This is a genomic window from Sporosarcina soli (genome assembly GCF_042655805.1).
Taxonomy (GTDB): domain Bacteria; phylum Bacillota; class Bacilli; order Bacillales_A; family Planococcaceae; genus Sporosarcina; species Sporosarcina soli.
Map to the genome: position 1 here is coordinate 107,416 of NZ_JBHSNO010000001.1, position 26,640 is coordinate 134,055.

Consider the following 26,640-nt stretch of genomic DNA (forward strand, 5'->3'; position numbering starts at 1 on the left):
GAATTTAAAACCCGCAGCATGGATGCTTCCAAGCGCCCATTCTGCGGATTTTTGATTTTCTTAAGACTGCGCTCCAAGTTCGCGTGAACGAGCTGCGGCTTTTTCGATGCATTCTCCGATGATTGCTTTGAATGATCGTTCTTCCAATGCTTGCAAACCTGCTGCTGTCGTACCATTCGGACTTGTCACGTTTTCCCGCAGTTCTGCTGGTTCTATGCCGGTTTGTTTCAGCATAGCCGCTGCGCCTTCAAGTGTTTGAATAATGAGTGAGCGGGCGACATCTGGGGAAAGGCCTTTTGAGGTAGCGGCTTCTTCCAATGCTTCCGCCAAATAATAGACATAGGCGGGACCGCTTCCGGATAGGGCAGTGACGGTGTGCAAATCATCTTCTTCCACTTCTTTCACTAGACCGATCGCCCCTAACAGTCTGAGCACGTGCTGGCGCATCGTTTCATCGACGGTGGAGTTCATGGCCACGCCTGTCGCGGATTTACCGATCGTAGCAGAAGTGTTCGGCATCGAACGGGCAATCGGTCTTTTTCCGAGACCTTCTTCCATCGTCGCAATCGATACGCCCGCGATGACAGATAAGATAGCCGCGTCATCTGATAACAGTGGGTGAATGTCTGCCATTACTTGATGGATGTCTTTCGGTTTTGTCGCAAGTACGATTAAATCGGCTGTCCTCATTATCTTTCTTTCTTTGCACACAATGGAAATTCCATATTTTTGTTGTAAAGAAAAAAGCCTTTCATCATCCGATTTATTCATCACATAGACATTATGTGGTTCGATCGCACCTTGCTCTACAATGCCTGCAATGACGGCTTCCGCCATGGAACCTGCGCCTACAAATACTACTGTTTCCATCTTAAACACTCCTCTAATTTTTCAATCAATTACGCCTCGGCGTAATTGCGTCCAGATTTTGAATTGAGCAAAGCTCAATTAACTCCTTTCAAAATCTGTGACATCCGCCGGAGGCTTTATCTTCGATCAGCGGGTGTTTGAACACCCGCCGAACAGGAACACAAAACCGCATTCATCTCGCCGCCTATGGAGGTGGGAGTTTTCCGCTGAATGAAGATAAAAAAACATGCGTTTTCGCCCTTGCTGAAAAGGACGAAAACGCATGTTTCCGCGGTACCACCTAATTTTACCGGTCATTTCACATACCGGTACGTCTTGTTCCTTCTTAACGCGAAAGGCACGTCCGTGTTTCCACGGCAGCTCGGAAGGAGGTTCAAAGCAGGAGAGGGAGTTGTGGTTTTCAGCCGGTGACCACAATTTCTGTTCTCCATTTCCACCTTTACTGGTCTTCGTCAATGCTTATATGTACTTGAATTAGAACGATTATTGCACGTCCTCCGAATAAAGTCAACATGCTAAGTAATGATTAGCTCATTTCCGTGAATAGGTAGACGACTCCAATGACTGCCAATACGGTTAATACTGCAACCGTCACTTTCAAGACACTGACTGGAGAATTGCCACTCACTTTACCTGTTTGTCCATTGACAAGAAAGCGGTAAATCGTGTTGTTGAATACAAAGGAAGAAATCCAGATCGGCAATAAAAGATGCTTATAGGTAATCGCTTTGTAATCTGTTGCGACGCTGACAATATTGACGACATCCCCATGGACTTGTCCGTAAATGCCATTTGTGATGCGCTGGTCGATGATCCCTTTTGCATCATGCCATCCTTCTTGTAGAGGAATTGAATACCTTTCCGCTAAAAAACCCGATAAATATTGGGATTTATAGTCGACAAGTCCATTCAGATCAAAAGGCTCGATCTTATCAATAAGCCCGGTGGCCACGTTACGGGAAGCTTTGACTAATACATCATCAAAAAATTCCCTGTAACGCCCGCTTTCCGTCCGCCAGCTAATTTTCCGGACTTGCTCTGTCACTTGTTTTGGCTTTCCATCTTCGATGACGGTACGTGTCTCCGTCACATAATAATAAGTTCCAATTTGGACGACAAAGGAGGAGTCGGTTTGTGAGTCGAATGTCCAATAGGGCAAATAGGTACCTGTAATTTTATTCAATTGATATGATTGCTTCAACTTGGAAGGGGCGAAATAACGTTTTCGGATCCATACTTTGAATTTATCAACGGCCTCTTCTTTTGTTATCCGGAAAGGAATAACCAATGCAGGTTTGATACCTGCATGGTGTTCACTGGTGGCAATATGCGAAGAACCGCAAAATGAACAGAAATCCGCTACTTTATCTTTGTCCAACAGTGTTTCGGCACCACAATTTTCACATTTGAAAACGCGTTTTTCGTCATCCCAGCTATGGTTTTCCTTTTCGAGGGCTTGTAAAAAATCGTGTTCAATGGTGTTTTCACGCGTTGTTTCGATTTCTCTTTCACTGTCACAAAACGGGCATTTCAATGTTCCGGTTGCCGGTTCGAACACCGCATTGCCGCCACAGGAAAGGCATTGATTCACTTTTGTTTCTTCAATTATTTTAAAATCTTCATTTTCCAAGCGGCTCACATGCACACCTCATCCTTGTTATAAGCTGTCGCCGCAGTCGCCACAAAATTTGGCATCCGGAGCGTTTACGTTGCCGCATTTCGCACACGTTTTTTCCGTCACTTGTTTTGTGCCACATTGTCCGCAGAACTTTGCATCTGCGTCGATATCTGCCTGGCAGCTAATGCATGGGACTTTTGGTGTTTGAAGGGCTTTCCCGCATTCCCCACAAAATTTTGCTCCCGCGTTATTGGGTGACTGGCAATGTGGACAGTTCACTTTATCGGGCTGGGCTGTAGGAGGGACCGGTTGCTGCTGATTTCCTTGGAAAGCATTCGCCATCATATTGCCGAGTGCGGCGCCTGCCCCCAAGCCTGCCCCTGCTCCTGCTAGTCCGCCGCCTTCATTTCTCGCTGCATCCCGAATGGCTTCCGCTGCCTGGAATTGCTGGTACTGATTTATATTTCCGAGCACACCCATCGATGTCCGTTTATCCATCATTTTTTCGACTTCTTCAGGCAACGACAAGTTTTCAATATAGAGGGAAGTGATCTCGAATCCAAACGCATTAAACCGTTCTACCATCTTTTCTTTCCCTCGTTCACTGAGCTCATCGTAATACATGGCTAAATCCAAAGCCGGTATTTTCGATTCGGCAAACAGATCGGTCAATCCCGATAGCACCATCTTTTTCAACTGTCCTTCGATGCTACTCGTATCGAAAGAGGCATTCGTTCCGAACACTTCTTTCAGGAAGACAGTCGGTTCGGACACACGGTACGAATAGATGCCATACCCGCGTAAACGGATCATACCGAACTCCGGGTCCCGCATCATGATTGGATTGGAAGTTCCCCATTTCTGATTGATAAATTGCTTCGTATTGACAAAATATACTTCCGCTTTAAACGGAGAGTTAAATCCATGTTTCCATGCCTTTAACTTTGTCAAAATCGGCATATTTTGCGTATATAATAGATGACGCCCCGGACCGAAGACATCTGCAATCTCTCCTTCGTGGACAAAAATGGCCACTTGTGATTCCCGGACGGTCAGTTCAGCTCCCATTTTAATTTCATTATTATGCACGGGGAACCGGTACACCATTGTATTCGTATTTGAATCGGTCCACTCAATGACCTCGATAAACTGATTTTTGAAAAATCCGAACAAACCCATTCTTATGAGCCCTCCCAACAACGTAGTAAACTGCTTTCATTATACCATGAAACGACAAAATCTCTTTTGCTTTGCTAGAAAAAAGGGAAAACAGTGGATGACGTTTGTGACGAAAAGATGTACAATAGACTGAACACTCATTCATTTTTAAAAGGAGCTTTTGCGATGATTCATAAAATAATCATTCCTACGCCATATGCAGTAGGAGATGTGAATGCATTTCTTGTCAAAGGGGATGCGCTTACACTTGTCGATGCCGGACCGAAATCATCGGAAGCATACGAAGCTTTACGCCATGGCTTGAAAGAGGCGGGCTATACATTCAATGATGTTGAGCAAGTCATTTTGACGCATCATCACCCCGATCATGCCGGTTGGATCGATGCATTTGATCGTGCAGAAGTTCTCGGCCATCGCTATAATGATTTGTGGTTGAAACGTGATGAAGCATTTTTCAAGTATCATGATAGTTTCTATCTAAATTGTTTGATCGAAGAAGGAGTTCCTGAAGAATATCATTTTTGGGTAAAGCGTATGAAACGTTCCGTTGAATTGATGGGTGAGCGACCGCTCGATCAATTTCTGACGGAAGGGGATGCTGTTCCCGGACATGAGGGGTGGGTTGTATTGGAAACACCAGGTCATGCACAAAGTCATATCGTGCTTTGGCATGAAAAGACAGGGGCGATGATTGGGGGAGATTTAGTGCTCGAAAAAGTGTCCTCTAATCCGCTTATTGAACCGCCACTTGATCCTCAAATGGAGCGTTCACGTTCTCTCTTGCAATATCAACGTTCGTTGAAACGTTTGCTTGACATGCCTGTTGACGTCATTTATAGCGGACATGGCGATGAAGTCCGGAATGTCCATGCATTGATTGAAAGCCGGTTGGCAAAACAGCGTGACCGGGCGATGAAAGTGCTCGCGATGATGAACGGCGGCTCGCGGACGATTTTCGAACTAACCCGTGAACTGTTTCCCGCTGTATACGAAAAAGAGCTCGGCTTAACCTTATCTGAGACCATTGGACAAACCGATTATCTCATCGAGCAAGAACTGATCCACGAAACACGCGATGAAAATGGCGTTCTCCATTATGCACAAGCGTAAATCGATCCTGGTTACGGGAGCAACAAGCGGTGTCGGTTTTGCGGTGACGAAACGGTTGTTGGCAGAAGGGCATGCCGTTTGGGCGACAGGCAGGGCAGTGGACGCGTTATGGGAGCTGCAGCAAGCCGGTGCGCTGACCATCCGGGCCGATTTATCCAAGCAGCAAGATCTTGATTATTTAGTGGCACAAATCAGTTCACCTGATGTCGTTATTTTTTCAGCTGGGATCGGTATGTTTGACTATGCCTATGAAACTGCTGATCAAACGATACAAGACACGATGGATCTCAACGTTGTTGCACCGATGCGGCTCACGAAACAGTTGTTGCCCGGTATGATGGAACGCAAACAGGGGCAACTGATCTATTTAGGATCACAAGCAGGGAAAGTGTCTACACCGAAGTCTTCGATTTACGCAGCATCCAAACATGCCATGATCGGCTATACGAATGGACTACGTATGGAACTTGAGCCATTCGGTATCGATGTGACGACCATCAATCCGGGCCCGATCGATACACCATTTCTAGATCTCGCGGATAAAACGGGCCATTACCGACAGTCGATCGGCAAACATTTGTTGACGGTGGATCAGGTGGTCGATGCGATTATGAAAACGATCGACAACCCTGTCCGAGAAGTGAATCTGCCATGGTATATGGGGATAACAAGCAAACTGTATGCGGTCGCCCCCGCACTTGTTGAGCGTTTAGGGCGTAAATTTTTCATGAAAAAATAATTTGCCACGGCCTACGAGGTTGTGGTGTTTTTTATTTGATCGACTATGGATTGATTGCTTTTTGATGGAGCGTCGTACGGTTTCCTAGAGCTGTCTTACAGTTCCATCTCTTTGTCTAACAGTTACGAGTCTTTCGCACAGTTTTAAGGGATTTTCAAATTCAGGAAAAATATACCGATAGTATATGAACGTGCGTTCGTCATATACTATAAAGAACATCAGTTCTATCGGAGGCGTTCGTATGTATGAACATTTACCGGACCGGAAAATCATCTGTCTCGATATGCGTAGCTTTTACGCCAGTTGTGCAGCCGTGATGGAAGGGCTGGATGTGATGGAAACGCCGATTGCGATTATCGGTAATAAAGAGCGGAAAGGCGGTGTAGTTCTCGCTGCATCTCCGCCATTGAAAAAACAATTCGGGGTGCAAACGGGGATGCGCCTGTTCGAAATTCCGGATGATCCAGCGATTCATTTGATTGAACCTAAAATGCAGTTTTATATTGACGTATCCATGGAAATTGTTCGTCTGCTGAACAGTTATGTGCCGAAAGAAGCGATCCATGTATATAGCGTGGATGAAAGTTTCATTGACTTGAGCGGAACAGAACGGCTATGGGGACCCGTTGAGCAAGCTGTTGAAAGGATACAAGAGGATCTCCTGAGCCAATTTCAATTGCCTTCCGCGTGTGGCATAGGGCCGAATATGTTACTGGCAAAAATTGCGCTCGATCTGGAGGCGAAAAAAACGGGGATTGCGAAGTGGACATACGAAGACGTGCCGATGAAGTTATGGCCGATTGCGCCGCTCAGCCGTATGTGGGGGATCGGCAGGCGCCTGGAGAAAACCTTGAATGATATGGGGATATTTTCAGTTGGGGACCTTGCACATGCCTCTCTTGATAGGTTAGAGAAGAAATTCGGCATTATGGGCAATCAGTTGTATTACCATGCGCATGGCATCGATCTATCAGATATGGGTGCCCCACTGATCGAAGGGCAGGCGAGTTTTGGCAAAGGGCAAATCCTTTATCGTGATTATCAGACACGGAAAGATGTGCTTACCGTCATTCTTGAAATGTGCGAAGATGTCGCGATGCGGGCAAGGAGAGCGAGGAAGGCGGGACGCACTGTCCATCTGTCTGTCGGTTATTCGAAGCAAGCGCTTGGTGGTGGTTTTGGCCGCTCGCGTTCGATGAGCGAGGCGACCAACGACACGATGAAAATTTACAAGATGTGCATGGCATTATTCGAAGAATTTCACGATGGTCGACCTGTGAGACGTCTGGCGATCAGCCTGGCGAATCTGGAAGATGAGAGTTCTATGCAATTGAGTCTATTCGACGAGCATAACTGGCGCAACCGCGAACTTGGTGAAACGATGGATGCGTTACGAAACAAGTACGGCTCGAATGCTATTTTGCGGGCGGTTTCATATACAGAGGCGGGGACAGCTGTGGAAAGGGCGAAATTGATTGGGGGGCATTTTCGGTAGGGTAGCTATCGGATTGTGTGAACTCGATTGTGGTACTATAAGACTAATAATTAGCTTTGTTATTGCCGTCTATCACAATGATTAAATTGTAAAGAATAAACATTTCTGAACTTTGGGCTAAAAAAGAAAAAACAAATAAAGTGTGAAAAGAAGGTGACGTTTTTGAATTTGACGATGAAGAAAATTTTGGAAGCAAGCTATTTAACTGCAGATTCTGTCGCTCACTATCGTTCGATTTTACGGTATTTTTACCATCAGCATGAGCGGATGCGGGACTTCATCACCCCTGAAGAAATTTTGGAGCATATGCGTTCCATTCCGGAGTTTTTCGATTACGGGGAAGAGCAGCTCCATCTACAGTTAGGTCAATTGGTGAAATGGAATAACCTGATTGCCAGGCAGGATATGACGAATGCGAAGACGATTGAAGAATATAAGAAAAAAAGATTTCGCTATCAGTGCACACCGTATACTGTCGAAATCGAGCGTATGCTCATGCAGTTGGAGAAAATTGGTGATCAATTCCAAGGTTCGCTGGAGCGTTCGCAATTTGAACGGTTGCTTCAGGCACTTGTAACATTACAAAAGGAATTGGCAAGCGAAATCGAGCTTCCACCTGAAGAATACATGCGAATTTGGGAAGATGTTTTTCGCTATTTTCAATCAATCCGTACAAGTACGGCCGATTATATTGCTTACATCAATAGCGAACAAGCCGATCAGCGCATGCAGTCAGAGGCATTTCTCGTTTATAAAAACCAATTCACGACCTATTTGCGTGATTTCATCGTCTCCTTGCAAAAAACCTCTCTGCAAATACAGCAACGGTTGAGTGAACTGGAAACGGATAAGATGCAATCGTATTTCCTGAAACTAGTGGATCATCGAAAAGCCATTCCTCGCCTGGAAGATGTCACTTCCTCAGTGGAAGATTGGCTGCTTGAATATGAAGAGTATTGGTCATCCCTTCGACGTTGGTTTTTAGGCTCGGGAGCCCAACAAAGCGAATTGGATGCCCTTCAACGGCAGACCAATGAGATGATCAGAAGAATGACTAGATATGTGCAACGGATCGGCGAACGCCAGCAACATTTTCGCAGTCGCAAAAAAGATTATTTACATTTGGCGAAATGGTTCACCGCATGCGAACAAATCGAAGATGCGCATAAACTTTCCGCTGTCGTTTTTGGTTCATTGACCACTCAGCATATTCATCTTGAAGAGGGAACGACTGATAATCTTTATGCTGATACATGGGATGAAGAACCTGTACAGCTTACCATCAAACCGAGGACAAATCGCTACCGTGAGAAAACGAAACCGGGCTCCTTTTCTTCCAATAAAGAAAAAAAGAAGCGGCAAAGGGACGAATATTTAAAAGAGCGTCAGCAGGAACAGAACCTAATCGAGCAGTACATGGAACAAGGCGTCATTAAGCTATCCTCACTTGGTGAGGTAGATCCATTTATTCGGAAGGTATTATTGAATTGGATTGGCAAATCGATGGCGACTAAAAATAGAACCGTAACGACTGATTACGGATTGAAAGTCAAAGTGAAATTACATAAGGAACGAACGATAACGCTACAAGCGAAGGATGGAAATCTGGTGATGCCTGATGCTACGTTCGAATTTGAACAGCAGGGGTGAGAGCAGTGGAACCGATACCTATTTTCGACGAAAAAGCAAAGTATGGCATGGATTTGTTATTCCATCATTATTGGATTTTGCGTGAAGAACAGCCCGAGTGGTATCAACTTATCCGGGAACGGGAAAAAGTATTGCGGCGTTATATCGATGAAAAATTCGGTCTGCGTCTCATTGTGCATCAGCACTTTATCAAATTGGAAAAAATACCGGTAGAACCGGAACAATGGATGGGGATTCAAGACTTTCAAGAGCCGATGGATTACGCGATCTTCTGTTGTGCGCTTTCATTTCTAGAAGGGAAGGCTGTGGATGAGCAATTTCTCTTATCGGAATTATGTCAGGATATTCAAGGTGACTATCCCGATGAACTTCCGCTTGACTGGACGTTGTACACTCATAGGAAGTCATTGATACGTGCCGTGAAAAAACTGATGGATTTCAGGGTCATCCGTACAATCGATGGAGACATTGGAAGGTTTGATCATGATGAAGAACAGGAAGTTTTATATGAAGCGACCGTATATAGCCGTTATTTTATGCGGAGCTATCCAGATGATTTTTCGGCCTATCAGCATTGGCAAGAACTTTTGGAGGAGGACTGGAAACTAAGCCAGGAAGACGAACGCCGTAAACGAGTATATCGGAAATTATTCTTTTCTCCTGGTCTTCATCGAAAGTCCCAACAGGATCCGGATTTTCTGTACATCCGGAACTTTCGGAATCGAATGGCGGATGATATTGAATTGCATAGCGATTACAAGCTTCATGTCTATAAAAATACGGCATTCCTTTCTGTTTCTGAATCGAGGCAATATCATCAATACTATCCGAACCAAAAAGCTTCAACGGATATTTTGTTGCAATTGTCGAGAGAGATTCATGAACGACCCGAATCGTTCGAACCAAATGAATACGGTGAGATTCTGTTGACCGAGGGCGAGTTTGCACAAGTGATTGATTCGTTGCGGCAAAGTTATCAGGATGGATGGTCAAAATATTTTCGGGAAAAAAGTGTGAATGCTATCCGAATTGAAATCGTTGAAACGATGAAAGAATGGATGATGGCAGAGGTGGATGAGCAGACCGGCATTATCCGGTTACTTCCACTGTTAGGTGTCCTGACCGGAGAGTATCCGGTCGATTTTCAACAAGGGGATGACGAATAATGAACAACTCAAAATGGAGCATGAATCGGGCAGGATTATTGAACTTTTGGTATTACGATGATGAAATCTTCACTTTTTCCGATGGGAAATTATTGCTAAGAGGAACGAACGGATCAGGGAAATCAGTAACGATGCAAAGTTTTCTCCCAGTGCTACTGGATGGCAAAAAGTCTCCGGACCGGCTGGATCCATTCGGTTCCAGGGCACGGAAAATGGAAGATTATCTGCTTGGTGAAAAAGAGGTAACCAACCGTGATGAACGCACAGGGTATCTATTCATCGAATATAAGAAAAAAGGAATGGAACAGTATGTAACGACAGGTATTGGCATGCAAGCAAAACGGAACAAAGGAATCAAGTCTTGGTATTTTCTGTTGACGGACAATCGCCGTATCGGACAAGATATCGACCTTGCTATAGCAGATCAAGGAGAGAGAATTCCATTATCTGCAAAGCAATTGGAAAATAGAATCGGACAAGGAGGATACGTTGTCCACTCGCAGAAAGAATATATGGATCTTGTCAATAAATATATTTTCGGATTTCAGTCAAATGAAGCTTACGAAGACTTGATTAAGTTGCTCATTCAACTTCGAAGCCCCAAATTATCAAAAGACTTCAAGCCGACTGTCATATACGAAATATTGGGGTCCGCGCTTCCGGCGTTAACAGATGATGAACTGCGCCATTTATCAGAGACAATTGAAAATATGGATCAGACACAACAACAGCTGGAACAGTTGGAAAGGGAGTTCGCATCGACCGGTAAGCTTGTTAAACAATACCATTTGTACAATCAATTCATGTTAGCTGAACGGGCAGGGCAATGGCAATGTGCACGAGAAAGATATGATGAGGCAGCAGGAAAAATGGAAAATCTAGAAGCGCAGCAACTAGAGCTTAAAAGAGTGATTGAATCACTCCAAATGGACAAGTCCTCTTTTGAACAGCGATTACAACTTGCGAAAACGGAAGAGGAACAGCTTCGTAGCCACGATGTCTGGCAGTTAGAAAGTAAACTTTCAGAGAAAAAAGACGCGATGAACACACTCGAAAAGGAAATTGAGCGCCTGCAAATCAAATGGGATGAAAAAAGAGGACAGCATTCCCGAATCATAGTAGAGCGTGAAACTTTACAGCAAGAATTGCAAAAAAATAAGACAGACGTGCAGAATGCCTTGGGGGAACTGGAATTGGATGCGACGGAATCCGCCTTCATCCAACATACGGAAAATGATGCCCATTACCAACGCCACCGGGAACAATCCATTGATTTTACACTTTGGCTGCAGGAAGCAAAAGCGCATGAACGACTGCTGACTACATTGAAAGAGTTGGTAGCAGAAGAGCAGCGCCTTACGGAAAATCATCTTCTCCTGCAACGGCAGTCCTCCGATAAAAAGCAGCACGTCGACAATTTGTTGCAACAGCAAGAACATTTGGAGCAATGGTTCACCGAACAAAAACAGCTACTGACGAATCATGTTTTTGGATGGATCGAACGACATCCTGAACTGCAATTTTCCGATGAGCAAATTCAGAACATCGCTCGTCTGCTAGGTGGGCTTTATGAAACGAACCGTTATGATGACGTACGAGAACAATTACTGACAGCGATCAATTCTCGTGTCACGGCAGTCCAGACGAATGCAAGCATTACCAAAAATGCCATCGTAGAAATAGAGAAAATAATCGAACAGGCAAAAAATGAACTGCATCATTGGAAAACACTGAAAATGCCTCATCCCGATCGAGCAGATGATACAAATACATTCCGAAGCCAACTGGATGTGCACAATAAGGCGTATCTTCCATTTTACGCAGCTGTTGAATTTTTGGATCATGTGACCGAGGAACAAAAAGAACGTTTGGAATCGGCATTGAAACAGACGGGATTGCTTGACAGCATCATTACGGGGCAGCAACTCTCTCCGATAGGCGACCGAGTCATTCAAACGAATCCACTGGTCCTCGTCCCTACGCTTGCCGATTATTTACGACCGGATGTCGACGCGGATAGCCCAATCGCTGCATCCATTGTTGACGACGTGTTACGTAGCATTCAGTTAGAACGGAAGGGAGAAGGATTTGCCCTGGACGCGGATGGGACATATGCCATCGGCTGCCTGATCGGTCATGCGCCAAATGAAGGGCCTTCCAAATATATCGGACGTTCTTCCCGGAAACGGTTCCAGCAGGGAAAAATAGAAGAATGCGAGTTGGAAATCGATCGGCTGCAATTGGAGCGCAATGAACTGGATATTCGACTACTACATTTCCAGGAGCAACTCCAACAGATCGAAGAGTGGAAAAAAACGATGCCGCAAGATGATGCATTATACGAAGTGAATGATGAAAAGCATAGACATTCACTGCTGTTGAAACAAGAGCAAACTGCACTTCAATTACTCGACCGGCAGTGGAAAGAAGCACTTTCAGAACTCCGAAAAGTGAAAGTACAACTTCACGGCAAAGGCAATGAACTGAACATTAAGCTGACCGCGGAAACGATCGGACAAGCATTGGAGGCGGCCTCCAGCTATTTGGAGCAGTTACACGAACTTGACAAGGCACATCAGCGAGGGGTGAATGCAAGAAAGCAAATCCAGTTCCTCCATGAACGAATTTATGAAAAAGAAGCAGAGCTGGATGAACTAAAAGGTGAACAAAATATGAAAGAAACGAAGCGCTCGCATACGTCGGCAGAAATCAAGTCGATCGAAACGCAAATGAAATTGGAAGGAATCGATGAGATCCGGGCGCATATTCAACAAGTGCAACAGACGTTGAAAGAAGCGGAACAAGTAATTGACGAGATTCGGGAGGGGCTACCCAAAAAAGAAGCTGAACTGAATGTTTGCATGGAAAAATCGGAGTCAGCCCAAATTTCCGCCAAATTCTGGGGCAATATGACATCGGAGTGGGAACGGATCGTCCAAACAGAACTCGCACTCCGTTTTGTCGAAATGGAAGAAACGGAACCTCTTCCAATTCTTTCTTTCCTATCTCCAATTACGGAGAAATACGACCGTTCTAAGCTGAGCGAACAGCTGACTAAAACGTTTTACAATGAACAATTACAGTTAACCGAGTACCGGATGTTCGAGTATACGGAAGAGACAGCTGTTCCGGAATGGTTGTCCGAGAACTGGGGCGATTATTTTGAACCGTTTAAAAATGAATGGGTGCAGTTACAGGGGAGACGTCTTATTCAAATGGAATATCAAGGTCAGCGGGTCAATCCTTACTTTGTGCTAACATCTTTGGAAAACGAACTTGCGGAACAAAAAGGATGGCTTGATGAACAGGATCGACAGCTTTACGAGGATATTATAGTCAATACAGTAGGAAGTATTTTGCGAAACCGAATCCAACGTGCAGAAAAATGGGTTCGCGAGATGGACAAAATAATGGCAAGTCGGAATAACTCGTCAGGATTGATCTTCTCGATTTCATGGAAACCGTTAACCGCAGAGTCCGAACAAGAGTTGGACACCAAAGACCTTGTTTCACTTCTCCAGCGGAATAGCAAGTTTTTGAGTGAAGAAGATTTGAATAAAATCACTAAACATTTCCAATCAAGGATATTGAAAGCGAAAGAGCTCATTCAATTGCGCAATGAAGGATCTACCTTGCATCAAGTTTTAAAGGAAGTATTGGATTATCGGAAATGGTTCACGTTCATCCTATCGTATAAGAAAGAGAACGAGCCGAAAAGGGAATTGACAAACAATGCCTTTTTCAGATTCAGTGGTGGTGAAAAGGCGATGGCGATGTATATACCGCTTTTTACAGCGGCGTATTCACGCTATAAAGAAGCAGGGGAAATGGCACCTTATATCATTTCTCTCGACGAAGCTTTTGCGGGAGTGGATGAAAACAATATACGCGACATGTTTGAAGTAGTGGAACAACTCGGCTTCGATTATATTATGAACTCCCAAGCGCTATGGGGCGATTATGACACGATTCCCCAGCTGTCCATTTGTGAATTAATCCGACCGAAAAATGCCGATTCTGTCGCAGTCATCCGTTATGAATGGGACGGGAAACAACGGAAACTTGTCCTCGATGAGGATCCAATAGAGGAGCTTATACCAAATGATTGATTATAGTCGGCGTTTAAAGGAAGAACCTGGATTCCTTAAGCTGTTTATGTTATTCAAACAAAAATATTATTCCCTTGGACGGGTTGGTGGAACGGTCGACATAGACGGTTTCACGGATGAAGAAGTTGAATCGATTGCAGGGCTCATCGGACAATCTCCGCAGCCTTTGAGGGATAAGGGGAAAATTCATTTAGCATCCTTTGAACAGGCGCTGAAAGGGACTGTATTTGCCAATTGCTCGCTAGTCACATTAATGGAAACGGTGCTAGGCGAGAAGATTGTGACAAAAAATGAAGAGCAGAAACTCGAAGAAGAGCAGGAAAGTGTTTATTTTAGAGAGTTGCTCGCCGAATGTCCAGAAGGCGAATGGTGGTGGGAAAAGATCCAGTCCAAATCGCCGGACACGAGGTGGATATGGGCATTATATAGACAGGATCCGCATGGGTTATTCGTCAAGTTAACGACTGTTTTCAGTGCATTTCAACGATTGTCTGTGAATCGAACATTTGAAAGGTTACCGCTTTTTGCTCAAAGGACAACCGGAAATCCGCATTTCTTTGATTATGGCAGAGTCGAGGGGAATCTATTGAGTCATTGCCTGATAACGGATCAGCTTAACAAAGGAGTTCTTGGAGTAAGCATGCCGAAAACGACCGAAGACTTGAATGATTTGTTAAGTCAGTATGGACTGATGCGCGACGATTTATGGAGTTTTGTGACATGCAGGGGACTGCTAGCCGAAACAGAGCAAGGCATCCATCCGCTATGGAAAGCGGCAGTGGAAACGGGCTCGGTGTTGAATGTCCCTCTTAAACTCCTCGTGGATGTCCAAAAAGTTCGACCCGCTGCCGGAAAAAAAGTTTGGATTGTAGAAAATTCGAGTGTCTGTTCAGCCATTGTTGACGAGGTATCTGAGGCGCCAATCATTTGTACACATGGTCAATTTCGCACTGCAAGTTGGCTCATATTGGATTTGCTTTATGACTCGGGGTGCACATTCTACTATTCAGGGGATTTAGATCCTGAAGGAATTACGATGGCACAACGGCTGAAAAATCGCTATGGAGACCGAGTTATTATATGGAGAATGGATAAAAAATCGTATGAAGAGATATTATCAGATGAGGACGTGTCTGACAGACTTTCTAAAATCGAGGCAGTCACTTCACCCGATCTGCTTGAAGTTGCAGACCTGATGAGAATTAGGAAAAAAGCCGGCTATCAAGAAGGACTTGTTACGGAGCTGGTGGGTGATATTCTGAAAGGTTATACGGGAGATACTGAAAAGTGATTGATCAGTCTGTAGATGAAGCTTTTGAAATCGATGTAGCTAGGCAGCGGAATTCAGAAAACGAGTAGGTGATTATCGAATCATATACGGTGGTCGATCAATAATTAATCATCCTTGTTTTGAAGATATCAAGCCGCGGAAGTATATATATGGAGTGAAAATAGAGTGGGCGCATGAATTTATTCATGCGCCACTTTATTTTTTTGATTCAAAAGTTGAAATAAATAATTACAGTTGAACGCATAATCGATTAATGACATTCTTCGGAAGTGAATTGATTTCTGTGATAATCTTTCTCACGTTTATGATGATTTTCTATACTTTGGAATAGAAAACAGGCTGGGAACCCGTTATTTCTTATCGTTTGCGTAGCTGACCTCCTCATACTTTGCTTAAGAATTCCTTTTACTATATTAAAACCCGATAAATCTTATCCCAATGTATAGATTGAAAGTGTTTTGTGACAGTTTATTGACCACTCCCACAGCTAAAGCAATGGGATTCTTTTTCGCAAACATATCACTTGCACTTCCCCATTTGAGGAGGCAGAGGCGAAACTTGGGCGAACAACAGTCGAAAGAATTCCTCTCTCGAAAGGGCAAGGTCCGTGCCGACTACGCCGTCCACTCGGCGATACGTTTCACTTGTTTCGGCAGATCGTTGGGATGCTTTATTTTTTGTCTGTCCTCGAACGATAGATGCCTTTTTAACCACACCGGTTGCTTATAGACAACCGAGAGGATGGTTTTGACAGCCATCGGATACTTTTTGCGTACGATGTTTTGCGCGCCGTTGATATCGCGATGGATTTCTGTTTTGTGAACAGAACAACTGAAGTTTCTTCCGTTTGCTTGATGGCGACCATGACAAAACGGGCAGTCTTGCGAAGTATAGCTTTCTTCCGTTACTTTCACTTGAATGCCTTTTAATTGTGCTTTATAGGTCAGCTTTTGTTTTACTTTTCCCTGATTCCACAAGGATAGTTGTTGGCGCCGCTTTCGGCTGGTTTTTCGAGGGCCTTTTTTCTTGGTGTTTTTTTCAATGCCTGAAACGTCGCCAATGACTAAGTGGGTCACTTGTTCCGCTTCTAAAAAAGCAACGATTTCTTTCGTTGTTTGATGTTCTAACGCCGCCAATTGATTCGCGGTTTTTTGCCGGATTCGCGCCCTTGCTCGCTGAAATTTTTTCCATTGACGGGATCCTTTTTTACAGCGGGACATTAATTTACTCAATTCCGCTAACGCTTTTGCACGAAATTGCGAAACACTGCGCATCGCTCGTCCCGATACTAATAACGCTTTCTCTTCCGTTGCGACCGTCACTGCATGAATTTCACCTAAATCGGCCCCGGCGGCTTTAAAAGGATACGTTGAAATGTCCTTTTCAGGCACTGTAATGGCATAACAAAACCAGTATGCCCCATTTCGCCAAACAACTTCAGCATAGTTGCATTTTGCCAAGTTTTCTTTGGAAAGATTTGAGAACTTGACGGAGTGATATTTCTTTGGATATTTTTGATGCCAATCTTTCTTTTTTGTGAGCAAAGCCGGTAAGTCCAGTTCATATGTGACTTTTTTAATAGCGATCGTGTCAGCCGAAATATCCATGGCGGCTTTTTTCAATGGAATGCAATAATACTGTTTTTTTCGCCATGGGTATTTGGCTTTCTTGTCCGTTTTTCGCAGTTGACGGATCGTTTCCCGATTCGCGACATATTTGTCCGCAATTGCTTGAACCGTTTGGGAATGAAGATGATAGGTTTGTTTCCGAACCGCCTGAATGTCGGTTTTACTTAACCATTTACGAAACGAGAAATAATAGGAAGTGGCTTCTCTCACAATATCATTCCAAACAGAAGCCGCTTCCCGTTGCATATCCCTGAGCTCTGCATAGAGTTGTTCATCATAAGGAATTTTAAAAGAATGGGTGACAAACAAGGATTTCCCTCCTTCCTATTTATTTGAATAGTTCAATTATAAAGAACATACGTTTTGTCGGCAACTATTATATGGTACAAAGAACGAAAAAGTCGAAACATTGACCTTCTCGTTCGGAAAATCTGTAAAAAAGGAGATGGCAACGGTGGTATATGATATACTATTTTCAATATTCCGATTGAAGGAAGAGTATAGTGATGGTTGGAGGGGACAGGATGAACCAGCTATTAAGAAAAGCGATTGTCGAATCTCGAGAATTTTATCTGTCTACTAAATCTGTCTGGAAACGCTATCAGGAAAAGGGACAACATCCTGAGGGGAACATACGTGAAGAAATACTCGACTCCTGGATGAATTCCAAAAATCTAGGTGTCAATCCTTTTCAAAATCGAATAAACGAAATTATCACTCAGCATGATTTGACCGAACGGCTCGAACGAAATGAACAATTATTGTCGTTTGCGTTACCTCAAATAGCAAGTTTGGCCGACCTTTTGAACGAATCGAAAACCATGCTGTCTATTACGGATAATAACGGTACGATTTTACATTCCTCTGGTGAAAAGATGACCTTGAAAAAGGCGGAAGCTTTAAATATTTTCGACGGCGGTACGTGGAGTGAGAAGTCCGCAGGCACCAATGCCGTCGGCGTTTCACTGAAGACGAAAAAATCGGCTCAAGTGCTATTCTCCGAACATTTCTGTGAAAAAAATCATGAATGGTATTGTGCGGCCACTCCGATTTTAGCCCCATTTACAAATGAACTATTAGGGGTCGTCAATATTGCGGGTTCAACCGATCGAGTAAACGAACACAAAGTCGAACTTGTCATTTCGGAAGCGAAAAATTTAGCCCATTCCATTGTCCGTCCTCTATTTGACCATGTACTGCACAATAACTTATTTCTAACTGCTGCGATGGAAGGCGTAGAAGATGCCGTATTTGTAGTCGATAGCAGAAAAATGATTGTGGAAAAAAACGGGGCAGCCAAGTCTCATCACAGTCTACGAGGGATACAAACCATTCCAAGTCTGACAGGGCTTGAAGCACTTGTCGATCGTGTATTGCAATCCGGGAAGAAAATCATGAAGGAAGAAGTATGCGATGACGAGAGAAAAAGAAAATTCATCTGCTCAATCTACCCGGTCACTTTTCAAGAAAAGCACTTAGGTGCGGTAATATTTTTAAAAGAAAGCTTACTGCACATCCAAACGAAAATTGAAGCCCAGATACCTAGACGATCAGTGAACCCACAAACTACACGCTATTCGTTTGATCATGTCATCGGAACTTCTCCGGCATTTATGGATGTTGTGAAAAAAGCTAAGAAGGCATCCATGATTGAATCGACTCTCTTTCTTTCCGGTGAAACCGGGACTGGAAAGGAAATGTTTGCACAGGCAATTCATCAGGCTAGCGACCGAAGGGACAAGCCTTTTGTAGCTATCAATTGCGGCGCTATTCCACAAGGATTGCTTGAAAGTGAATTATCCGGTTATGAACCGGGCGCTTTCACAGGTGCCAAAGCAAAAGGAAGTCCAGGGAAATTTGAATTGGCGAACGGAGGAACGATTTTTCTTGATGAGATCGGAGATATGCCGCTGGATTTACAAGTTCATCTCCTGCGTATATTAGAAGAGCGGGTCGTCACCAGAATAGGCGGAGTAAAAATAATCCCGATTGATGTACGTGTCATTGCAGCGACACATAAGGATTTAACAGAGGCGGTCGCAAAAGGGGAATTCCGTGAAGATTTATTGTATCGGCTACGCGTAATCCAATTGAAAATTCCGGCTTTGCGTGAAAGGGCCTTTGATATCCCGGAGATGGTCAACTTTTTTATTCGGGAAATGTGCGGTCAATTTGGAAAGCGGGACGTTCTTATACACACAGATACAATGCAATATTTAACGCAATACAGTTGGCCCGGAAATATAAGGGAGCTGAAAAACGTTATTCAACAAGCGCTATTTAATATGAATGGCAGTATATTGCATCCTATGGATCTCCCCATGGAACTGCTGGAGGAAATTGAAAGCGCTTCATGTACAGAAAAAGAGCGGTTCATCGAAGCGATGAGAAGGGAAAAAGGGAATGTCACGAACGCTGCAAAAATGCTAGGTATTTCCCGTGCGACGATGTATCGAAAAATCAAGCAGTATCATTTAACGGATAACCACTGGATTGGATGATAAAAGTACCGTAACCCCCTGATGAATGAAGGATATTCATCAGGGGGTTTTTATCTTCATCCATATAAAACTGTGAGACAATGAGACACTTTTCGTCTCATTGAAACAATGATGAACGGTATTTAAAAAATAATACAGTTAGATGAACTCCATTGCCGCGTGATTTTGTGTGATTATTCGTGCTACCGAATATATTCGGCATGCTTCTTGCAATATTGTAAAAGTGTATCTTTATTTATGAAAGTGAGGTGATGAAGTCGCATGCAGAATTTTGATTTGATTGTAATCGGTGCGGGGCCTGGCGGGTATGTTGCCGCAATAAGGGCCGCACAATTAGGCAATACGGTCGCAATTGTGGAACGGGAAAAAATCGGAGGGACTTGCTTGAATGTCGGTTGCATTCCGTCAAAAACGCTTTTGAAACACGGTGAGATGGTGGAGAACATAAAAAAAGCGAATGATTGGGGCATTCATACTGGGGGATTGTTCATAGATTTTCCAAAGCTGATGCGGCGGAAAGATCAAGTCATCCAAACGTTAACGGGTGGCGTCGATTATTTACTGAAGAAAAACAACATCACTCTATTTCAAGGAACAGCATCCCTTGATAAGGAACGGGTCGTTACGATTTCCGGAGAAAAAATCAAAGGCCGGGATATTTTATTGGCTACCGGTAGCAGACCGTTTGTCCCTCCTATCAAAGGGTTGGAAAAAGTTGACTACATAACGACGGATTCGTTTTTCGACTTGAATGAATTACCGGAATCCCTCGTTATTATCGGCGGTGGTATCATAGCAGTGGAACTGGCTTTTGCAATGGCACCGCTTGGTACAAAGGTGACGATCATCGAAGTGGCGGATGATATTTTATTGACGGAAGATCCGGATGCACGAAAAATCATCCATGATCAGTTGAGAAAGAAAAACATTGAAACGATTACAAAAGCTGAAATCCAGGAAGTGAAAAAAAGCCAAGTAGTTCTAGCGAACCGGGAAATCGCATATAACAAGTTGTTGATAGCTACCGGCAGAAAACCGAATATTGAAGTGGCGAATGACCTGCAATTGGAAATGGATGATGCCAACAAGTTCGTTGCGGTAAATGACAGTTATGAAACGAGTCAGAAGCATATTTACGCCGTTGGAGATTTGGTTGGGGGTTATCAATTAGCTCATGCGGCCAGTGCAGAAGGTCTCGTAGCGGTACATGCCATGAATGAGGAAATGCCGGATCCACTCGATCAAACCGCAATCGCACGCTGTGTCTATACGTCCCCTGAGATTGCTTCTTTCGGTCTTAGTGAAGAACAGGCCAAGAAAGCCGGTTATGACGTAGCCGTGACCAAATCTCTGCTCGCAGGCAATGGCAAGGCGATTGCGATGGGGGAGACGGAAGGCTTTGTGAAAATCATCGCCGACACGAATTACGGAGAAATTTTGGGGGCTGTCATCGTCGGGACCGGTGCAACCGAATTGATTGGGGAGCTATTAGCCGTCAAGCATGCGGAAGGGACGATGAATGAATTGGCAAGCTTTGTACGAGCCCATCCATCTGTTTCCGAGGCGATCGGGGAAAGTGCGAATGCGCTATCCCGACAAGCAATTCATATGTAAGCATTACAAAAGGAGGAATTGTATATGGATAGGAAAGAAGCACTTTGGATTTATCAAAAGATGAATGAGATCCGTTTTTTTGAAGATGAAGTACACCGCACGTTCGGAAAAGGATTGATTCCAGGATTCGTCCATTTGTATGCCGGAGAAGAAGCGGTTGCGACTGGTGTCATGGCTTTATTGGATGATGAGGATTATATAACGAGCACCCACCGTGGCCATGGTCATGCGATTGCAAAAGGTTGTGATATCAATGGGATGATGGCAGAAATCATGGGGAAAAAGGATGGTCTCGGCGGCGGAAAAGGCGGTTCCATGCACGTTGCAGATGTTGGAAAGGGAATGCTTGGTGCAAACGGGATTGTTGGTGGCGGTTTCGGACTTGCCGCGGGTGCAGCCTTAACGATTAAAACGTTGGGCCGGGACAATGTCGCAGTCTGCTTTTTTGGGGACGGTGCATCAAACGAAGGCGTATTCCATGAAGGTTTGAATCTTGCTTCCATTTTGAATTTGCCAGTCATCTTCGTGTGTGAGAACAATCAATTTGGGGAAGGAACTCCATTCAGATATGCGAGTGCTTCCGAAACGGTTGCGGAGAGGGCTTCTGCTTATAATATGCCAGGTGTCCGTGTGGATGGCATGAACGTTGAGGCAGTTTATGATGCAACAAAAGAAGCGATTGCAAGAGCAAAGTCAGGCAAGGGACCTACGTTGATCGAATGTGATACGTACCGACAGTATGGTCATTTTGAAGGCGATGAACAAAAATACAAAACAGATCAAGACCCGAATAAAGACCGCGATCCGATTCCAGAGTTCCGTGAAAAAGCGCTAGCCAATGGATGGATGACCGCGGAAGAAGCCGATGCGATAGAAGCGGCGGCGGAAAAAACGATTGTCAAGGCAACCGCTTTTGCGGAAGCGAGCCCGTTGCCGGATGAATCTGCACTTTATACGGATATCTTTGCCTAAGAAAAGGAGGAATCACAAATGACAGAAAGAAAACTTACGTTTATGTCTGCAATTACCGAAGCGATGGTTCAATCGATGAGAAAAGATGAGACGGTCATTTTAATTGGAACTGATGTTGCCGGAGGAGCAGAAGTGGATCATCTGGTCCATGACGATGGACGTTATGACGACGCGTTTGGTGGTGTGTTCGGTTTATCAAAAGGAATGGTGACGGAGTTTGGGCGTGAACGCGTCATTGATACACCGATTGCAGAACATGGATATTTCGGTGCTGCGGTCGGTGCAGCTGCCACGGGGTTACGTCCCATTGCCGAATTAATGTTCAATGATTTTGTTGGATTTGCGTTGGACCCGATCTTAAACCAAGGTGCAAAGATGCGCTATATGTTCGGCGGCAAAGCAAAAATTCCGTTGACTGTGCGGACAGTACATGGTGCCGGTGCGGGGGCGGCGGCACAGCACTCCCAGACATTATATGGCATGTTTGGAGCCATTCCCGGTGTGAAAGTGGTCGTACCTTCCAATCCTTATGATGCCAAAGGGCTGATGCTCGCGGCGATTGAAGAAGATAATGTCGTTGTCTTCTCGGAAGATAAGATGCTATATGGGATGAAGGGTGATGTACCTGAAGAGTATTACACAATTGAAATCGGCAAAGCGAACGTGGTCAGAGAAGGTACGGAGCTGACGATTGTCGCCATCGGTAAAATGGTTCAAGTCGCGCAAGAAGTTGCAGATCGTTTGGCAAAAGAAGACATCTCCGTAGAAGTGATCGATTTACGGACGATCGCTCCATGGGATCAGGAAACGGTTTTGAAATCTGTAGAAAAGACGGGAAGACTCATCGTCATTGACGAATCCAATCCGCATAACAATACGGCGACGGATATTGCATCAGTCGTTGCAGATAAAGCATTCGATTTCCTCGATGGACCGATTAAAACGGTTTGTGCACCGAATACACCGGTTCCATTCGCTGCGAACCTAGAGAAAGCATACATTCCGGATGCAGACAAAGTGTTGAAAGTGGCCGAGGAATTAATTGCCGATTTACGAAAGGTCTCAACTATCTAGGAGGTGAACGAAGGGATGAACGAAACGATTGTAATGCCTAAATTAGGGATGACGATGACGGAAGGGACCATTACAGAATGGTATAAAGAAGTCGGAGATCCCGTTGAAAAAGGCGAGCCGGTTTTAACGATCAGTTCAGAGAAATTGAACCAAGATATCGAAGCACCAATATCAGGTGTGTTACTGAAAAAACATGGTGAAGTGGAAGATGAGTTGGAGGTAGGGGCTGTCATTGGAGTGATTGGAGCGGAAGGGGAAACAGCTTCCACGGAAACAAAGAAAGTTGAGCAGCCTCTCGCCGAAAAATCGAAAATTCCCGAGAGTGTAAGTGCAGCTACAGTAGCAAAACCTGTAAAGCAGGCCAGTACAAAGACACGGATCTTCATTACACCGTTAGCTAGACGAATGGCTGAAAGAGAGAACTTGGACATCGCTCTCATCAAAGGGACTGGTGGCAATAATCGCATCACGAAACGCGACATCGAGCGCGTGTTGGTAAATGGTGTAGATGTTGAGGTTAAGGCTACGACTGAACGTACAACTCAAGCTGTTTCAGTTGATTTAAATGCGGTTGGTGAAGGGCTGTCTCCGATGAGAAAAGCGATTGCGCGGAATATGCGTGGTAGCTTGGCGCAAACAGCGCAATTGACGCTACACCGGAAAGCGAATGCGGATCCATTAATCGACTTCCAAAAGGTGTTGCGAAAAGAAATCGAATCGGGCGGATTGGATGTTAAACTGACGCTGACGGTACTTATAGCGCGGGCGACAGTTCTCGCACTTCAAGAATTGAAGAAAATGAATTCCCTTTATCAGGATGGTCAATTGACGGAGTTCGATGAAGTTCATCTAGGAATTGCGACTTCCTTGGATGATGGATTGTTGGTCCCAGTCATTAAGGATGCCCATCAAAAAACAATCGGTAGTCTCGCAAAAGAAATGAAGGATATCACGGAAAAAGCGAGAAATGGTGTGGTAGACGGCAACCTTCTGTCCGGCTCGACATTCACGATCACCAACCTAGGAGCCAGCGGAATCGAATACTTCACACCTATTTTGAACGCACCAGAAACGGGTATTTTAGGTGTAGGTGCATTCCAGGATGAATTGGCATTAGCCGAAGACGGTGCAGTGAAATCGGTGAAGAAAATCCCGCTCAGCATCACCTTTGACCACCAAATCGTGGACGGTGCGACAGCTGCCGAGTTCTTGACGATGTTGGTCGGCTATATCGAGTCACCTTATCGGTTGGTGCTTTAATAGTAACTGTACTGAAAAATGATGATTGACAAAAAGAAAGACTACTGGAAGAAGTTTTCTATTTTTCCAGTAGTCTTTTTGAATATTCGTAAATACATATTTAGTTTATGAAGATTTATTTAGCGTCTTTATCAGAAAACCTTTCTTTAATTTCTTCAAAAAACAGATTGGCGGCATTGGAAAAAACCTGATGCTTCTTCCAAACAATATTTAATCCGGATTCAAGTCTCGGTTCTAATGGTCTAAAACAAAGGTTACTATCACTGGATGTATTTACTAACTTATCAAGAGTGACTGCGTAACCGATGCCTTCCTCTACCAATATGGCAGCATTATACACAAGATTGTAGGTCGTGATCACGTTTAATTTATCATAATCTTCGCCAAACCACTCAGAAAATTCATTTCTAGACAATCCCGGTTTAATAGCTTGTCTTGATAAGAGGAGAGGAACACCTATTAGATCCGACTTCTGTATGCTTTCTTTTACAGCGAGGGGACTATCTTTTCGCATCACAACTCCCCACACATCTTTGGCCGGGATATTGATGTAATTATATTTTGACAAATCGGCTGGTTGAATTAAAATTCCAAAATCGAGTAATCCCTTATCAAGCTGTTCTGTCACATCATCGGAATTTCCGCTGAAAAAGTGATATTTGATTGTTGGATATTTAGACTGCAAATCTTTTACGATCTGCGCAATCAGCTTCATCGCCTCTGTTTCTCCGCCCCCTATGTAAATATCTCCCCCTATCGTTTCTTCCATCGAATTAAATTCCTCTTCCACCTTCACAACCATGTCAATGATTTCTTCGGCTCTTTTTCTTAGGAGCATTCCTTCCTCTGTAAGAACGATATGGTGACTTTTCCGGATAAATAATTTCTTTCCCAACTCTTCCTCCAGCTCTTTTAATTGCCTCGACAAAGTTGGTTGTGTAACATGCAAAAAATTTGCCGCTCCTGTTATACTTCCTTCTCTTGCAACCGCAAGGAAATATCGTAAAACCCTTAATTCCATAAAACATACCTCCCTCTATGATGTGTTAGTATATATGTTTTTGAAATGCCTATCAAGCATACCTTGTTATTAGATATAGGTATTGGATATATGTACGGAAGCACGCTAAGATAAATAACGAGGGACTACTTAGATAGCCTGGTGGGGCGACAGGTTAAAGGACAAATTGAATTATTAGAGACGAGACAAACAACCGGTGTTATTGTGCTAATTCCTTGATTCGGGAGCCCTAGTGGGAATGGATATAAAAAATTTGGAGGTTTTATTTATGATAATTGCTAAGGCACGAGCTGTGGATGGTCCAAAACAATCATTCAGAGCTGCTGAGATTAAAAGACGTAATCTGGATTTAATGGATGTACTAATTGAAATCAAATATTCTGGTATATGCCATTCCGATATTCATACTGCCCACGGTGATTGGGGAGAAGTACATTATCCCCTTGTTCCTGGACATGAGATTGCAGGTATTGTAACAGATATCGGCCCTGAGGTAACGAAATATAAAGTGGGTGACCGAGTAGGTGTCGGCTGTATGGTTGACTCTTGTGGTGAGTGCGAGAACTGCCGTAAAGGAGAAGAACAATACTGTCTAAAAGGAAATATACCTACCTATGCTGGCGTTGATAAATATGGTGAGCATACGCAAGGCGGCTATTCAACTCATATTGTTGTAACGGAAGACTTCGTACTCAAAATACCTGATAATATTGAACTTGACGCTGCAGCACCTTTACTTTGTGCAGGTATTACAACATATTCCCCGTTAAATCATTGGGGAGCTGGACCAGGAAAAAAAGTAGCTGTCGTCGGTATGGGCGGACTTGGACATATGGCCGTTAAGATTGCACATGCCATGGGAGCTGAAGTTACTATCTTATCCCAAACATTGAATAAAAAAGACGATGGCTTGCAATTTGGAGCGGCCGATTACTGTGCTACAAGTAATCCGGAAACGTTTGAAAAGCTTGCCAGATCTTTTGATTTAATGATTAATACAGTAAGTGCAAAAATTGATATGGATGCCTATTTTGGATTGCTTACGCTTGATGGCACACTGGTTAGTGTCGGCGCTCCCGGAGAACCTTTGTCATTGAATGTACAATCTCTAATCGGACATCGTCGTTCATTTGGCGGTTCCGTGATTGGTGGCATTCGTGAGACTCAGGAAATGTTGGATTTCTGTGCTCAACACAACATTACCCCTAAAATTGAAGTGATTTCTGCTGATCAGATTGACGAAGCCTACGAACGAGTTTTAGCTTCAGATGTAAAATATCGATTTGTCATTGACATAAGCACAATGTGAATTGCGTAAGTGATGATCAAAATATAACGATTGC

General features: G+C 44.0%; 18 protein-coding genes and 1 other annotated feature. Of the genes, 13 read left to right on the top strand and 5 right to left on the bottom strand.

Annotation, left to right across the window (positions count from 1 at the left end; all coding sequences use genetic code 11):
* Positions 1-60: 60 nt before the first annotated feature.
* The 3 genes from proC to ACFPRA_RS00475 form a co-directional block, all read right to left on the bottom strand.
* Entirely contained in the window at positions 61-870 is an 810-nt protein-coding gene (gene proC, locus ACFPRA_RS00465) for a pyrroline-5-carboxylate reductase (RefSeq protein ID WP_381429340.1), read from the bottom strand.
* Between the two features lie 245 nt (positions 871-1,115).
* Positions 1,116-1,335, bottom strand: a binding site (T-box leader).
* Between the two features lie 61 nt (positions 1,336-1,396).
* Positions 1,397-2,509 carry a TFIIB-type zinc ribbon-containing protein gene (locus ACFPRA_RS00470; RefSeq protein ID WP_381429342.1) on the bottom strand — a complete coding sequence of 371 codons (1,113 nt, stop codon included), beginning with the start codon at positions 2,507-2,509 and terminating at the stop codon, positions 1,397-1,399.
* Between the two features lie 18 nt (positions 2,510-2,527).
* Positions 2,528-3,667, bottom strand: coding sequence for an SPFH domain-containing protein (locus ACFPRA_RS00475; RefSeq protein WP_381429344.1), 1,140 nt, complete (start codon positions 3,665-3,667; stop codon positions 2,528-2,530).
* Positions 3,668-3,832: 165 nt separating this feature from the next.
* Between ACFPRA_RS00475 and ACFPRA_RS00480 the strand changes: the two genes are divergently transcribed.
* The 7 genes from ACFPRA_RS00480 (at position 3,833) to ACFPRA_RS00510 (ending at position 15,227) form a co-directional block, all read left to right on the top strand.
* Complete coding sequence (locus tag ACFPRA_RS00480) at positions 3,833-4,777, top strand: MBL fold metallo-hydrolase (RefSeq protein ID WP_381429346.1); 945 nt, start codon at positions 3,833-3,835, stop codon at positions 4,775-4,777.
* Positions 4,764-5,516 carry an SDR family NAD(P)-dependent oxidoreductase gene (locus tag ACFPRA_RS00485; protein ID WP_381429348.1) on the top strand — a complete coding sequence of 251 codons (753 nt, stop codon included), beginning with the start codon at positions 4,764-4,766 and terminating at the stop codon, positions 5,514-5,516. Before ACFPRA_RS00480 ends, ACFPRA_RS00485 begins: the two co-directional genes overlap by 14 nt.
* 241 nt (positions 5,517-5,757) lie before the next feature.
* Positions 5,758-7,011, top strand: coding sequence for a Y-family DNA polymerase (locus ACFPRA_RS00490; RefSeq protein WP_381429350.1), 1,254 nt, complete (start codon positions 5,758-5,760; stop codon positions 7,009-7,011).
* A gap of 162 nt (positions 7,012-7,173) precedes the next feature.
* The gene (locus tag ACFPRA_RS00495; RefSeq protein ID WP_381429352.1) at positions 7,174-8,661 is read left to right on the top strand and encodes a TIGR02677 family protein; all 1,488 of its coding nucleotides are present in this window, start codon (positions 7,174-7,176) and stop codon (positions 8,659-8,661) included.
* Positions 8,662-8,666: 5 nt separating this feature from the next.
* Positions 8,667-9,827 (top strand): TIGR02678 family protein, encoded by a 1,161-nt coding sequence (locus tag ACFPRA_RS00500; RefSeq protein WP_381429354.1) that lies wholly within the window; start codon positions 8,667-8,669, stop codon positions 9,825-9,827.
* Positions 9,827-13,936, top strand: a complete 4,110-nt coding sequence (locus tag ACFPRA_RS00505) for a TIGR02680 family protein (RefSeq protein ID WP_381429356.1) — start codon at positions 9,827-9,829, stop codon at positions 13,934-13,936. Before ACFPRA_RS00500 ends, ACFPRA_RS00505 begins: the two co-directional genes overlap by 1 nt.
* Complete coding sequence (locus ACFPRA_RS00510) at positions 13,929-15,227, top strand: TIGR02679 family protein (protein WP_381429359.1); 1,299 nt, start codon at positions 13,929-13,931, stop codon at positions 15,225-15,227. The genes ACFPRA_RS00505 and ACFPRA_RS00510 overlap by 8 nt, the downstream gene beginning before the upstream one ends.
* Positions 15,228-15,841: 614 nt before the next feature.
* On the opposite strand, the gene ACFPRA_RS00515 is transcribed toward ACFPRA_RS00510, so the two are convergent.
* Complete coding sequence (locus ACFPRA_RS00515) at positions 15,842-17,164, bottom strand: RNA-guided endonuclease InsQ/TnpB family protein (protein ID WP_381429361.1); 1,323 nt, start codon at positions 17,162-17,164, stop codon at positions 15,842-15,844.
* Between the two features lie 215 nt (positions 17,165-17,379).
* Between ACFPRA_RS00515 and ACFPRA_RS00520 the strand changes: the two genes are divergently transcribed.
* The 5 genes from ACFPRA_RS00520 to ACFPRA_RS00540 all read left to right on the top strand — a co-directional run bounded on the left by ACFPRA_RS00520 (position 17,380) and on the right by ACFPRA_RS00540 (position 24,276).
* Positions 17,380-19,356 carry a sigma-54-dependent Fis family transcriptional regulator gene (locus ACFPRA_RS00520; RefSeq protein ID WP_381429363.1) on the top strand — a complete coding sequence of 659 codons (1,977 nt, stop codon included), beginning with the start codon at positions 17,380-17,382 and terminating at the stop codon, positions 19,354-19,356.
* Between the two features lie 261 nt (positions 19,357-19,617).
* Positions 19,618-20,970: a dihydrolipoyl dehydrogenase gene (gene lpdA / locus ACFPRA_RS00525; protein ID WP_381429365.1), complete on the top strand. Its 1,353-nt coding sequence runs from the start codon at positions 19,618-19,620 to the stop codon at positions 20,968-20,970.
* Between the two features lie 18 nt (positions 20,971-20,988).
* Positions 20,989-21,942 carry a thiamine pyrophosphate-dependent dehydrogenase E1 component subunit alpha gene (locus tag ACFPRA_RS00530; RefSeq protein WP_381429367.1) on the top strand — a complete coding sequence of 318 codons (954 nt, stop codon included), beginning with the start codon at positions 20,989-20,991 and terminating at the stop codon, positions 21,940-21,942.
* An 18-nt stretch (positions 21,943-21,960) separates the two neighbouring features.
* Positions 21,961-23,016, top strand: a complete 1,056-nt coding sequence (locus tag ACFPRA_RS00535) for an alpha-ketoacid dehydrogenase subunit beta (RefSeq protein WP_381429368.1) — start codon at positions 21,961-21,963, stop codon at positions 23,014-23,016.
* A gap of 15 nt (positions 23,017-23,031) precedes the next feature.
* Positions 23,032-24,276: a dihydrolipoamide acetyltransferase family protein gene (locus tag ACFPRA_RS00540; protein WP_381429370.1), complete on the top strand. Its 1,245-nt coding sequence runs from the start codon at positions 23,032-23,034 to the stop codon at positions 24,274-24,276.
* Positions 24,277-24,391: 115 nt separating this feature from the next.
* Here the strand turns inward: ACFPRA_RS00540 and ACFPRA_RS00545 are convergent, their stop codons facing one another.
* Entirely contained in the window at positions 24,392-25,297 is a 906-nt protein-coding gene (locus ACFPRA_RS00545) for a LysR family transcriptional regulator (RefSeq protein WP_381429372.1), read from the bottom strand.
* A gap of 268 nt (positions 25,298-25,565) precedes the next feature.
* Between ACFPRA_RS00545 and ACFPRA_RS00550 the strand changes: the two genes are divergently transcribed.
* Positions 25,566-26,606: an NAD(P)-dependent alcohol dehydrogenase gene (locus tag ACFPRA_RS00550; RefSeq protein ID WP_381430519.1), complete on the top strand. Its 1,041-nt coding sequence runs from the start codon at positions 25,566-25,568 to the stop codon at positions 26,604-26,606.
* Positions 26,607-26,640: the final 34 nt, after the last annotated feature.